The sequence below is a fragment of the Arthrobacter sp. efr-133-R2A-63 genome (assembly GCF_030209795.1).
Classification (GTDB): Bacteria; Actinomycetota; Actinomycetes; order Actinomycetales; family Micrococcaceae; genus Arthrobacter; species Arthrobacter bambusae_A.
The window spans coordinates 1-12,975 of the sequence record NZ_JARVRG010000037.1 but is presented as its reverse complement, the minus strand read 5'-3'; the positions used below and the strand labels follow the sequence as shown (position 1 = coordinate 12,975).

At 63.3% G+C, this 12,975-nt stretch carries 12 protein-coding genes; 7 read left to right on the top strand and 5 right to left on the bottom strand.

All coding sequences use genetic code 11. The features are described 5' to 3' along the window. Positions 1–9: 9 nt before the first annotated feature. From QRN45_RS19075 to rraA, 3 genes are all read right to left on the bottom strand, one after another. Complete coding sequence (locus QRN45_RS19075; RefSeq protein ID WP_241709711.1) at positions 10–1,473, bottom strand: sugar porter family MFS transporter; 1,464 nt, start codon at positions 1,471–1,473, stop codon at positions 10–12. A gap of 261 nt (positions 1,474–1,734) precedes the next feature. Further along, positions 1,735–3,387, bottom strand: coding sequence for an MDR family MFS transporter (locus QRN45_RS19070; protein WP_241709710.1), 1,653 nt, complete (start codon positions 3,385–3,387; stop codon positions 1,735–1,737). A 107-nt stretch (positions 3,388–3,494) separates the two neighbouring features. Beyond that, positions 3,495–3,977: a ribonuclease E activity regulator RraA gene (gene rraA / locus QRN45_RS19065; RefSeq protein WP_241709709.1), complete on the bottom strand. Its 483-nt coding sequence runs from the start codon at positions 3,975–3,977 to the stop codon at positions 3,495–3,497. A 99-nt stretch (positions 3,978–4,076) separates the two neighbouring features. Here rraA and QRN45_RS19060 point away from each other — a divergent pair, with 99 nt between their 5' ends. The 5 genes from QRN45_RS19060 (at position 4,077) to QRN45_RS19040 (ending at position 9,926) form a co-directional block, all read left to right on the top strand. After that, positions 4,077–5,405 carry an MFS transporter gene (locus QRN45_RS19060; protein WP_284764304.1) on the top strand — a complete coding sequence of 443 codons (1,329 nt, stop codon included), beginning with the start codon at positions 4,077–4,079 and terminating at the stop codon, positions 5,403–5,405. A gap of 122 nt (positions 5,406–5,527) precedes the next feature. Then, a complete protein-coding gene (locus QRN45_RS19055) occupies positions 5,528–6,130 on the top strand; it encodes a TetR/AcrR family transcriptional regulator (protein WP_241709707.1) in 603 nt (200 codons plus the stop codon). 239 nt (positions 6,131–6,369) lie between these two features. Then, positions 6,370–7,563, top strand: a complete 1,194-nt coding sequence (locus tag QRN45_RS19050) for an NAD(P)-dependent malic enzyme (protein WP_241709706.1) — start codon at positions 6,370–6,372, stop codon at positions 7,561–7,563. 460 nt (positions 7,564–8,023) lie between these two features. Continuing rightward, the gene (locus QRN45_RS19045) at positions 8,024–9,259 is read left to right on the top strand and encodes a sensor histidine kinase (RefSeq protein WP_284764303.1); all 1,236 of its coding nucleotides are present in this window, start codon (positions 8,024–8,026) and stop codon (positions 9,257–9,259) included. Beyond that, a complete protein-coding gene (locus tag QRN45_RS19040) occupies positions 9,252–9,926 on the top strand; it encodes a response regulator (RefSeq protein WP_241710988.1) in 675 nt (224 codons plus the stop codon). Before QRN45_RS19045 ends, QRN45_RS19040 begins: the two co-directional genes overlap by 8 nt. A gap of 107 nt (positions 9,927–10,033) precedes the next feature. Here the strand turns inward: QRN45_RS19040 and QRN45_RS19035 are convergent, their stop codons facing one another. After that, positions 10,034–10,504, bottom strand: coding sequence for a DUF4383 domain-containing protein (locus QRN45_RS19035; RefSeq protein WP_078107278.1), 471 nt, complete (start codon positions 10,502–10,504; stop codon positions 10,034–10,036). Between the two features lie 198 nt (positions 10,505–10,702). Here QRN45_RS19035 and QRN45_RS19030 point away from each other — a divergent pair, with 198 nt between their 5' ends. Next, entirely contained in the window at positions 10,703–11,701 is a 999-nt protein-coding gene (locus tag QRN45_RS19030; RefSeq protein ID WP_284764302.1) for a hypothetical protein, read from the top strand. Positions 11,702–11,714: 13 nt separating this feature from the next. On the opposite strand, the gene QRN45_RS19025 is transcribed toward QRN45_RS19030, so the two are convergent. Continuing rightward, a complete protein-coding gene (locus QRN45_RS19025) occupies positions 11,715–12,350 on the bottom strand; it encodes a LysE family translocator (protein WP_264637084.1) in 636 nt (211 codons plus the stop codon). Between the two features lie 103 nt (positions 12,351–12,453). On the opposite strand from QRN45_RS19025, the gene QRN45_RS19020 reads away from it, so the two are divergent. Further along, the gene (locus QRN45_RS19020; RefSeq protein ID WP_078107280.1) at positions 12,454–12,909 is read left to right on the top strand and encodes an Lrp/AsnC family transcriptional regulator; all 456 of its coding nucleotides are present in this window, start codon (positions 12,454–12,456) and stop codon (positions 12,907–12,909) included. Positions 12,910–12,975: the final 66 nt, after the last annotated feature.

Genomic DNA, 12,975 nt, shown 5'->3' with positions numbered 1-12,975 from the left:
CCCGGGAGGCTACTTGGGTTCCGTGACCGCGAACTCCGCGGGCTTGGAGCCCTTCGGGACGAACAAGGTGTCGGCCTGCTCGAGGGACATGCCGTTCGTTTCGGGCACCTTGAACATGACAAAGAAGAACGACGCCGCGGCGAACAGTGCGTACATGCCGTAAGTCAGCGGCAGCGAACCGGCCGCCATGACGGGGAAGCTCAAAGTGACCGCGAAGTTGGCGATCCACTGGGCTGCAGCGGCCAGGCCCAGCGCGCGGGCACGGATGCGTGAGGGGAAGATCTCTCCCAGGAGCACCCACACCAACGGTCCCCACGAAGCTCCGAAGCTCACCACGAACACGTTGGCTGCCACCAGGGCAACCGGACCCCAGGCTCCGGTCAAGGACACCGAGGATCCCGACCCGGTGGCGGAGGAGAAGGCCAACGCCATGGCGCCAAGGGACACGGCCATCCCGATCGAGCCCGCGAGCAGGATGGGCCGCCGGCCGATGCGGTCCACGAGTGCGATGGCCACGAGGGTCACCAGGATGTTGGTGACGGACGTTGCCACCGAGATGGTCAGGGAGTCCTGTTCGTGGAAGCCGACTGCTTTCCACAAGGTGGTGGAGTAGTAGAAGATCACGTTGATGCCGACGAATTGCTGCAGCACGGACAGGATGATGCCGATCCACACCACGGGTTGCAGGCCGAAGGCCTTTCCACGCAGCGAGCCCTTCTTGGTGGAGAGCTCGTCCTCCTTGATCGAGTCGCGGATCTCGCGGATGTGGCGTTCGGTGTCGTCGCCGGGCATCAGGGTGTCGAAGATTTTGCGTGCGGTGTCTTCCTTGCCGTTGAGGACCAGGAAGCGCGGGGACTCAGGCAGCCGGAAGGCGATCACGCCGTAAACCGCGGCGGGCACGGCGCAGGCGATGAACATCCAGCGCCACGCCTCAATGCCGAGCCACAACGCATGGTGGGCGCTTCCCGCAGAGTTTGCCAGGACGGCGTCGGACAGCAGGGCCGCGAAAATACCGGTGGTGATCGCCAGCTGCTGCAACGATGCGAGCCGGCCACGGACCCGGCGCGGGGAGATTTCAGAGATGTAGGCTGGCGCGATCACGGAGGCGAGGCCGATGCCGAGGCCGCCCACCAAGCGCCAGAAGACCAGGTCCCAGATGCCGAAAGCCAAGCCCGTCCCGATGGAACTGACCAGGAAGAGAGCGGCGCCCAGCTTCATGGCGGGGATGCGGCCGTATCGGTCGGCCACCTTGCCCGCGAGATAGGCCCCTGCTGCACAGCCGAGCAACGCGACCGCCACAGCGAGGCCAGTGACGGCCTCGCTCAGCATGAATTCGTCCTTCATCGCATCGACGGCCCCATTGACGACGGAGGAATCGAAGCCGAAGAGGAAACCGCCTACCGCCCCGGCAACGGCCAGGCCAATTACCTTGCGTGGGACGCCGGAGCGGCTGTCTGAGCTGGAATCGGGCATGGCTCTCCCTTGGGAAAATTTGTGGACTGTGCGGCGCGGTCCTCGTCGGCGCCTGGTTCCGACGGGGACGTCGGGGCACTCGCGCTACACAGTGTGGCACGCTGCCAGCGTGACTTCCAGTCAACGCGGCCGGCCACGCAGGAGGTGTCACGCCACGCAGACTTTTGCGCCGCCGTCGGACGCTTGCCCGCACGAACACTGGAAACGACAACGGCAGGCAGTCCAAAAGACTGCCTGCCGTTGCGCGGTTCGAGATATTGCCTAGTGGGCCGAAACGGACTCTTTCGCAGCCGTCTTCGGATCCGTCAGCTTCTTGTTCGGCAAAGCGAACGTAATGAGGAACGCGAGGCCGGTGAGGGCCGCGGCGGTCAGCATCACGGTGTCGATCGACTGTGCGAAGCCTTCAAGGATGGGGCGCGTGAGCGCCGGGTTTGCATGGTGCAGCCAGCTGGTGTCGTTCAGCGAATCGTTCGTGGCGCCGTTCTTGAAGAAGTCGTACAGCTTCGCGTTGGCGGGATCCGCAGCAACCGCGGGATCCTTGAGCACCTTGAGGTAATCGGCGCTGCCCATGGCGTCCTTCATGCCCGAGGCGATCTTGTCGGCGGCCAGGCTGAAGAGCATCGAGATGAACACGGCGGTTCCCACGGCACCGCCCATGGAACGGAAGAAGGCAGCGGTAGACGTGCCCACGCCCATGTCCTTCGACGGCACGGAGACCTGCATGGCCAAGGTGAGCGGCTGCATGCAGAAGCCCAGGCCCATGCCGAAGAACACGGCGATCAGGCCGGGGACCCAGAGTCCGGTGTCCACGCCGAGGGACAGTCCCATGACGATGGCAGCCGCGGTCAGGATGCCCGTGCCGAGGATCGGGAAGATCCGGAAAACGCCCGACGACGAGATGGTACGGCCCGCTGTAATGGAACCGAAGAGGATGCCCACCGTAAAGGTGATCATCATGAGGCCGGCCTCGGTGGGAGTCAGGCCCTTGACCAGCTGGAGGTACATCGGGAGCATCGCGATGGCCCCGAACATGCCGATACCAATGATGAAGTTCAGCAGGGAAGACAAGCCGAACGTGATGTTCCTGAAGAGCCGCAGGGGGATCAGCGCGTAGTCCCCGGCACGCCGCTCAACCAGCAGGAACGCGATGATGCCGATGACGCCAAGCCCGTAGCAGATCCACGAGTTGCCGGAGGTCCAGCCCCAGCTGCGGCCTTGTTCGGCCACGAGCAGCAGCGGGACGATGGCCAGCGTGATGGCTCCTGCGCCCCAGTAGTCGATCTTCTGCTTGACGTGCTTCGCGGGCAGGTGCAGGTAGAAGAACACCACGGCCAGCGCGGCCAGGCCGATGGGCAGGTTGATGAAGAAGACCCAGCGCCAGCCGTCGAAGCCAAGGATGTTGGCGGAGCCTGCGAAAGCACCGCCGACCACGGGGCCGAGGACCGAGGAAACGCCGAAGACGGACATGAAGTAGCCCTGGTACTTGGCACGATCCTTCAGGGCAACGATGTCGCCGATGATGGTCAGCGCGAGGGCGAGCAGACCACCGGCGCCCATGCCCTGGATGCCGCGGGCGATGGCGAGCTCGGTCATGGAGTGCACGGAACCGGCGTACAGGGAGCCCGCGAGGAAGATCAGGATCGCGGCCAGGTAGAGCGGACGGCGGCCGAAGATGTCGCTGAGCTTGCCGTACAGCGGGGTGGTTACCGTGGATGTGATGAGGTAGGCCGTAGTCGCCCACGCCTGCAGGGACAGGCCGTCGAGGTCGTTGGCGATGGTGTAAATGGACGTGGACACGATGGTCTGGTCCAGGGAGGACAGGAACATGCCGAGCATGAGGCCCACCATGACGGTGAGCGTCTGACGGTGTGTCAGGACCTCTCCGGCGGCCCGCACAGGCGTGGCTTTGGACATTGCTTCTCCAAGGGTGGATGAAAAGGGGACTAAGCAGGATAGTTGCTTTCAGTAACTATCCTAATGGCTCCTCTATTCCCTGTCTTACCCGATTGGAGAGAAATATGTCACCGTTCCACGAGAATCCCGTCGGGATCGCAGTAGATCAGGTTGCCGGGTTCGATGTGAACTCCATCAATCAGCAGCGCGATGTCCACTTCGCCGCGGCCCACTTTGGAGCTCTTCTTGGGGTTACTCCCGAGGGCCTTGACGCCCAACGGCAGCCTCGCGATCGCCACGCGATCGCGGATGGCACCATTGATCACGACGCCGGACCAGCCGTTTGCGACGGCGCTCTCGGCGATCATGTCCCCCATGAGAGCCGTGCGCAGCGAGCCGTAGCCGTCCACCACCAGCACGGCGCCTTCGCCGGGGGTCGCCAGAACCGCCTTCACCAAGGCATTGTCCTCAAAGCACTTGATGGTGCGAACGGGGCCGTTGAAGTGCGAGACGCCGCCGAGGTCCTGGAACTGCAGTGATATCGACTCAACATCCTCGGCACGCTCGTCGTATAAATCTGCGGTGTTGATGGGGTTCGCTGGGCTGTTCATCGTTGATCCTCCTCGGTCCGTTGGAGTTACCCTAACGTGCGCGGACGTGCCTTGGCGCTAGGCTGAATTCACACGTCCAGACGCCAGGGGAGAACCGTCATGAGCCCGTCCGATCCGCCCGGTTCCCTGCCTGAGGGACCGGTGACGGATCCTGCCCTCGATCCTGCGCGAACACACGGCCCGACGACGGCCCTCGCCGAGCCCGTGGAGCGCGTCCGATCGCTGTGGGTCACCGGAGTGGTGCTCGTCAATGTGGGCATCAACGCTGCTTTCTTCGGGCCCATCCAGGTGTTGCTCGGACAGCAGGCAATCCACTTTGACGAAGGACAGAAGGAAGCCATCCTTGCGCTTGTCACGGGATGCGGCGCCGCGGTATCGATGGTTGCGAATCCCCTTTTCGGAGCGTTCAGCGATCGCACTACGTCACGCCTCGGGCGACGCGTTCCGTGGGTACTCTTCGGTGCCATCCTCGGCACCGCAGCCTTGGTGGCCCTGGCGGGCGCTCCCAATGTGGCGGTCATGACCATTCTGTGGTGCCTTGTCCAGGCCGGCTGTAACGGAGCCTATGCGGCTATCACAGCTGCTATTCCGGATCGAGTACCAGTTCCTCAGCGCGGCGCGGTCGGCGGGCTCGCGGCTATGGGGCAGACCGTGGGCATTCTCGCGGGCGCGGTGATTGCTTCCGTGGTTTCCGGGAACTTTGCCCTCGGTTACATCGTGTGCGCTGCCGCGCTGCTGGCCGGGGTCGTGCTCTATCTATTCAAGAATGACGACGTGCCTCTCGTTCGGGAGGCCAGGCCACCGTTCAAACTCTGGACATTCGTCAAGGGGTTCTGGATCTCGCCCGTCAAGTACCCGGACTTCGCGTGGGCCTGGCTGACGAGGTTCCTGGTCAATGTCGGCAACCACATGGTCACGTTGTACTTGCTGTTCTTCCTCAAGGATGCCGTGCACCTCGAGGAAGCGCAGGGGATCAAGCCGGAGTTCGGCGTCCTTATCCTGACGGGCCTGTATGCCGTCATGGTGATCATCACCAGCGTGGTGGGCGGCGCCATCAGCGACCGCATGGGCAAACGCAAACCGTTGGTCATTGTCTCGTCCGTCGTCATCTCGATAGCCGCGTTGATCCTCGCGTTCGAACCCACGTGGACAGGGGCCATTGCGGGTGCCGTGGTGCTTGGCGTGGGCTTCGGTGCGTATCTGGCGGTCGACTTCGCCCTCATTACCCAAGTGCTCCCTGCGGCGTTGGACCGGGGCAGAGACCTTGGGGTCATCAACGTGGCCAACTCTTTGCCGCAAGTGATTGCGCCGGCAATTGCCTCCGTTTTCGTTGTGTTCTGGGGTGGCTACGTTTCGCTGTACTTGGCCGCAGCTGTCGTCGGTCTGCTGGGTGCCGTATTCGTTGTGAAGATCAAGGGCGTCGCGTAGCCTCCGGGAATCGGTTCTCAGGGAACTGACAACTTGCTGCCGTATCATTGTCAGGACGCGCTCGGTCTTTGGGGGGCCGCGCAATCTCCCCGAACGAAGCCCAAACCAACAGAACGCCGGAAATGTCCGAACCGAACTCCTTGGAACCGTATTCGCTGGATCTGGCCGCGGGGTTGCCCCAAATGGCGGCTGCTCCCACGACGCCGAGACAGCTATTGCGCTACGCCCGGATACTGAAGACTGCCGCCGGATTCGCCCAGCGCCAGTTCGATACTGTGAGCCTTTCCGACGTATCCACCAGGGCCCACGTTCCGCTCGGGACGCTCTACCGATACTTTCCGTCCACGGTTCACCTGATGCTTGCCGTCTACCGGCAGCAGCTGCGGGAACTCAACGACTCCAAGCCGGCGTCTTCGAGGTGCAGCCAGCAGGAACTCACGGGTCTCGGGATGGAGATTTTCCACATGCGGGTCATGCAACCCGCCGTCGAGCATTGCTTGTCCCGCACGTGGGATACCCGCGATGGCGACATCCCCGTGCTCTTGCGGGATATCGAAGCGCTCTCGGCCGAGATGGTGGCTGCTGCGATCGGTGACGCTGGGAGGGCCCGGATTCTGCTCCACGTCGTCAGTGGTCTGGTCCAGTCCGTCAACTGCCGCCGGATCTCACTTTTCGACGCGGAGAAGGACCTCAAGAACGCCTGCAAGTTGATTGCGGACGCGTAGCTTTTACGGGAATCAACGTAATTGGTCTAGACCACTACGACCAAAAGTATGAGTTTATGGCTGGATGTCTCTAGTCTTCCTATCAAGCCCTTGTCTACGAAGACAGGAGCCAAGCGGCTAGCAGCCCATATCCGCAGGAGCTTCACAGCACGGACCAGCCACCCTTGGTCCGGCACCGAAGCCTCTATACCTGCCCGAATTGTGCCGTGGGTTCACGGCTAGCCTGAGGAGACAACGACGTGTCCGTCGAGACCATCACCCCTGAACAGAATCTGACTGCCCTGGCGCTGAGCGAAGAGGAAATCTTCGCCGCCCACGAAGGCGGCAAGCTCTCCGTTTCCAGCACCGTGCCGCTCTTGAACAAGCGGGATCTTTCCATTGCGTACACCCCCGGCGTCGCCGAGGTGAGCCGCGCGATCCACGCCAACCCTGAGCTTGCACGGACGCACACGTGGGCCGAGCGCCTCGTGGTGGTCGTTAGCGACGGTACCGCCGTCCTGGGCCTGGGCGACATCGGACCCAGCGCCTCCCTCCCGGTCATGGAAGGGAAATCGGCGCTGTTCAAGGCCTTCGGCGATCTCGACTCCATCCCCTTGGTCCTCAACACCACCAACGTGGACGAAATCATCGAGACCCTGGTCCGCCTGCGTCCCAGCTTCGGCGCCGTCAACCTCGAAGACATCTCCGCGCCCCGCTGCTTCGAACTCGAAGAGCGCCTCATCGAAGCCCTCGACTGCCCCGTCATGCACGATGACCAGCACGGCACCGCCGTCGTGGTTCTCGCAGCATTGACGAATGCCGCAAAGGTGACCGGCCGCGAACTTGAGGGACTGAAAGTTGTGGTGTCCGGTGCGGGCGCCGCGGGCATCGCCGTCTCCGAGATCCTGCTGACCGCTGGCGTCAAGGACGTCGTCCTTCTGGATTCCAAGGGCGTGATCAACGCGGAGCGCGCGGACCTCGTGGCCGACTCGGGCAGCGTCAAGGCCCGCTTCGCCCAGCGGACCAACCCCCGCGGCCTTTCCGGAGGACCCGCAGAGGCCCTGAACGGCGCCGACGTGTTCATCGGCGTTTCCTCGTCCAAGCTGGCCGAGGAACACTTGAAGCTCATGAACCAGGATTCGATCGTGTTCGCGCTGTCCAACCCGGACCCCGAAGTCCTGCCGGAGGTCGCCGTGAAGTACGCGGCCGTCGTGGCCACTGGCCGCAGCGACTTCCCGAACCAGATCAACAACGTCCTGGCCTTCCCCGGGATTTTCCGCGGAGCCTTGGACGCCGGGGCACGTCGGATCACTCCGGCCATGAAGATCGCCGCGGCCCGCGCCATCGCCGCCCTCGCCGAGGAAGAACTCTCCGCCGATTACATCGTGCCCAGCCCGTTGGACCCCCGCGTCGCTCCTGCAGTCACGGCGGCGGTTGCCGCGGCGGCTGAATAGCGCGCGCGCAATACCCGAAGAGCCGACGACGGCGACGCTTCCGTGCTGGGAAGCGTCGCCGTCGTTTTTTTGTTCCGAAGTGCGGGATATGTGAGCGAGCGTTGGGGATTTTGGCGGGATATGTGAGCGAGGGTTGGTTCCGGCAAACGCTCGCTCACTTATGCCGGCGTTTACACGAACGCTCGCTCACCTCTCGCGTTGGCTCCGAGGATGAATCCGTTGGCTTCGCGGTGGAGATCGGACGCTGGAAGGCAGATTCGGCGTTCCCGCGTCCTTGACCGTGGATAGGGTGGCGGACATGGAACAGACACTGAAAGTTGTACGGCATTGGGGCGCCCCCGCGGCGGCCGTCATTTTCTTCACGCTGTGGTGCGTGGCGGAAGCGGGATTTATGGCGCCATGGATCCCCCATTGGGCCGAATTGTGGAAGCTTATTCTGTCAAGATTATCGATACTGATCTTGACCACACTCGCCATTGCTGTTTCGGCATGGCGACCCGTGCTGTCTCTGGGATTCACGACTGTATTGCTGGTTGGTCAGTTGGTGTACTTTATCCCCGAGCCGTATTCCGAAGATTGGCCCATCTACTTCGGTTCCTTCATCGCCTTGGGGTTTTCGATGTGGACCGCGAGGGGCCGTCTGCCATTTGTTGTCGCCGGGTGCAACGTGGTCTTCGCCGGCGTGATGACGTTCATCATGCTTTCGTGGCGATACGGGGGCGGCGTTGGATGGTTTAGGCAATTGTTCATGGGCGACCGGTACGCTTTGGCCAACTACGGACCGCAGCTTTTCTTTATACTCTTCACGCTCGCCGCCGGCTGTGCGGCCGTCGGGATCGCCTTGCGCCTTTACGAAGAACGCGGAAGTCTCTTCAACGCCCGGAACCTCGTCCAGGCGAACCTCAAGGAGACCGAGGTCGAGCTGGTCGTGGAGCAGGAGCGCACGCGGATCGCCCGGGACCTCCACGACGTCTTGGCGCACTCGCTCGCAGTGATCGCCGCGCAAGCTGACGGCACCCGGTATCTCAGCCAGGACCAGCCCAAGGCCGTGCTCGACGCCTTGGAGAACATCGCGGTATCCGCCCGCCATGCTCTTGTGGACGCCCAACGGGTCATTGAGGGAGTGCGCGACGACGGTCTGGTGGCCCCGCAGCCCCGGCTCACCGACGTCGGGCCTCTCGTGGAGCGGATGCGTCAGGGGAGCCTCAAGGTCCAGCAGAGCGAAACCGGAATTCCGGTGGACCTTGGCGCGGGCCAGCAACTCGCGGTATTCCGGATTGTGCAGGAATGCCTCACGAACGCCCTCAAGCACGGCGGACGCGGCACAGCAGTGCGCCTTCATTTTGACTGGAGCGGCCCGGGGCTGACCATGCACGTCGCTTCGGAATTGCCGGCGTCCGTTTCGACTGGGGGGACGGACGACGACGATGCCGCCGAACGTGTGGGGCGCGGGATCCCCGGAATGCGCGAGCGTGCGCACCTCGCCGGCGGCTGGCTCAGTTCCGGGCCTGACGGCGAGCAGTTCCGTGTGACGGTCTTCATCCCTTATGGCTCTCGCCCGGCGGCGCTCCTTCCGGAAAACGGAGCGGACGAGGATGTTTCGTCCGGCACGGAACCGGAGCAGGAGCCGTCGTTCGCCCTCCAGGCTGCCTCGCCGTCGTCGGGCCCTGAGTGGGAAAGCGTCGGACGTGGCTGAAATACCCATCACGGTTGCTTTGGTGGACGACCAACCACTATTCCGTTCCGGTATCCGCATGCTGGTGCAGAGCCAATCGGACATGGACATGGCCTGGGAGGCCGACGACGGCGAGCAAGCCGTAGCCCTCGCGGCCAAGCAGCGGCCGGACGTCATGCTGATGGACCTTCGGATGCCCGTGCTGGACGGAGTCGAGGCCACGCGGCGCATCACGGAGGAGGCCGATGCAGCCGGCGTGGACAAGCCGAAGATCATCGCGCTGACCACGTTCAACAGGGACCAAGCCGTGGTTGACGCCGTACAGGCGGGTGCGAGCGGCTACCTGCTCAAGAGTGCCGAGCCGGAATTCCTGTTGGCGGCTATCCGGACCGTCTATTCGGGATACTCGGTGATCGCGCCTGGTTCGGTTCACGAGCTCTTCCAGCACGCCGCGAGGACAGTGCCGGTCGCCGGGCCGGACCTCACCGTGATGGACGAGCTGTCTCCACGCGAGCGGGATGTGTTCCTGCTGGCGGCCAAAGGCTTGGGGAACGCCGAGATGGCGCAGAGCCTGTTTGTCTCCGAGGCCACCGTGAAATCCCACCTGCGCAGTGTCCTCAGCAAGCTCGGGCTGCGCACCAGGCTTCAGCTCGTGGCGTTCGCCTACGAACGCAGGCTCCTCGGGTAGGCACCCGGGAACGGTCAGGCCCCGGGCCCCAGGATGCAAAGGCGGCGGCCGCCCGGAAGGAGCGGTCGCCGTCGTGCAACTGCAGAGTGCTGCAGAGTCAGGGTGCGCTACATGGCGCGGCCCTTCGACTCCTCTCTTACATCGCGTCCAAGCCACACGCCAAGGGCAACCATGACAACACCGAGAACCAGGTGCAGCCAGTCGTCCGCGGCGTTCATGGGCACGAAGTCAGCGCTCATGTTCGACAAAGTGATGAGGCCGTAGATCCACAGGACGAGGTAGATTGCGCCGCCACCGATGAGGTAACCACGCGCCATCCTTCCAGTCCTCGCGAAGTACAGGCCTGCCGCGCCGAATAGCAGGTGGACAATGTTATGCAGGATGGATACTTGGAAAACTCCAAGAAGCATGGCGCCCGAGTCATGTCCTGCGAAGGTCATGGCGCCGTAATTGCTGGTGATGCCCGGGATAAATCCCAGGACGCCAACAGCCAGGAAAACCCAGCCCAAACCGAGTGCTGTGTTGTGGAGCGTCAGCCCCATTGCGTGGTGCTGCGCGGGGTGTGAAGCAGTAGTCATAGCTCCTCCCGATCACGATACTAATCCGGCCCTTCAAATGGAGGGCCGCATCGCGGCAAGGAGTCGGAACCCTGCCGACGTGGATATCTTACTCCCGAAAACCCCGGAAATAGAGGGCAAAGGTCGGGACAAACGCAGCTAGCATGGTTCTGTGATGCCCAATTCTGCGACGCTTTATCCTGCGATGGCAGGGCAACCGTGAGTGAGCCATCGGCTCCCGGAGTCCGCGGAGCGATTTTCGGGGACACCAGGGACATCACGCCGTTCCGGAACGGACATGTCCGCACATCCGTAGGTGGATTGGCTGAGGGCTTGAGCGGAGCGATTTGGGGCGTCCTGAAAGGAAAGGCCGCAGGTCGGATCGACGTGGCCGGGGAAGTTCCGAGGCTCAAACGGCTGGCCGGCAAGACCGCCAAATCGGTCTACGACGCGGTCTTCACGAGCACGGAACCGGACCGCCTCCTCACCCTGGCGCGCAGCTACCCCGGCTGGGCTGGCCTCTGCTATGTGATGGCCGGGCTGCTTGTGTACCAACACGGCGGTTATCTCCGGGCGTCCGAGCTTCTGCAGCGGGGCTTGTCCATACGGATCGACGACGCCGCCAGCCAGTTCTCCTCAAGCTACCTCCGCAGGGTGGTCACGCGGATCGAGGTAGCGGAACGGATTGACGTTCCGGTCCTGTTCAGCGAGGAATCCGTGTTCCTTGCGCTCTCGCATTGCTTCCGGGAGACGGGCCAGACGGCCGAGGCCCTGGACATCCTGGCCAGCTTGCCGCCGTCGTTGCCCTCTGCTTTGGCCCGCTGCACCGCAGCGGCGGCGCTCGACCGGCACGCCGACGTCGTTGCCTGGACCGAGGGGCTCCGCAACACGGACGACCTCTCGGCGGCGCTGCTGCTGATACGTGCGCAGTCGCTCAGGGTATTGGGGGAGCGGGAGGCGGCACAGGCTGCTCTCGTGGAGGTGCTTCGGAGGAAGAAGACAAGCCTTGCCTTGCGCAATGACGCGCTCACGGACCGGGCCTTGTCGAAGCTTGAGGTCAGGCGGCGGCCCAACCCGCGGCTTCCCGTTCCAAGGGTGGTTGTGCGTCGGAAACAAGGCAAGCCGGAAGAGGCCGAGCTGGACGCCGTCGATGGGATCCGCAAGGACATCGAGGTGCGCCGAATGTGGAACAAGGACTTCGGCGAACCGGACGACTAAGGCCGGCCCCGCGTCACCCGAGCAGCGGAAGTAGCTGTTCGCCCAACAGAACAGCCCCAAGCCCCATCATGATGATGCCGCTGCTGAGGGTGACCACACGTGCGGCGGAAGGCCGGGACTGAAGCAGCTTTCGTGAAGTCAGTGCCACTGCTGTGTAAATGGCTCCCGCCAACAACACGAACGTGAGGCCCAGCACGCCTGACTGTACCGCCACCGGCAAGGACGCCTCGGGGCTCACGAATTGCGGCACCAGCGCGAGGAAGAACAGCAGCCCTTTGGGGTTGATGCCGCTTGTGCCCATGCCTTGCAGGAAGGTGCGCAACTGGTTTCGGGACTGCCCGACGGCGTCATCCGCACCGAAGCTTGCGCCGCGCCACGAGCGCACGGTGCTCACGCCGAGCCAGAGCAAATAGGCTGCGCCCGCGATCGTCAGCCAGCCAAGAAGCCCCGGAACCCCCGTCAGGAGGGCCGCGAGTCCGGCCACCAGGAGGGCCGTGTGCAGCACGTAGCCGCTGCACAGGCCGGCCACGGCGGGGAGGAAGCTGCGCTGCCGCAGGCCTGCGGCAATCGAATACGCCCAATCGACGCCCGGGGTGCACGCCAGGGTGACGGCGACAATGACGAAGGCGAGGAAAAGGTGCGGATTCATGGTGGCTCCTGGCTGGTGGTTACACCATGAACTTTATGGAAAATCGGCCCATAAGTGTTCCCATCTTTAGCCAGACTTGCCGGAATTTAGGTAAGATATTTGCGTGATCGATGGAATAGATAGAACTATTTTGCGCCACCTCAAAGAGGATGGCCGAATGACTGCCACCGCGCTCGCAGCCAAGGTGGGATTGACGGTGGCTCCGTGCCACCGAAGGCTGCGGGATCTTGAGGCGTCGGGCGTGATCCGGGGGTACAGGGCAGACATCGATCCCGGTGCGATTGGCTTGGGTTTCGAAGCGATAGTCTTCGTGACCCTGCGTCAGGCTGACCGCGCCACGATGTCGGAGTTCGAAGACCGTGTCGCGGCCATTCCGAACATCGTCGAAGCCCAGCGGCTCTTCGGCTCGCCGGACTACCTCCTGCGCGTGATCGCAGCCGATCTTCCGGCCTACCAGCGCTTCTACGACGACCAGCTCTCGGCACTTCCCGCCGTCGAGCGCCTCAATTCGACGTTGGTGATGAAGAACTTGAAGTCGAACGCAGGACCGCCGGTCTGAGTTCGGTTAAATGTCGTAGCCTCCTGGCAGAGTGTTTCCATGGAAGCGATCGGATACTTCGACAAG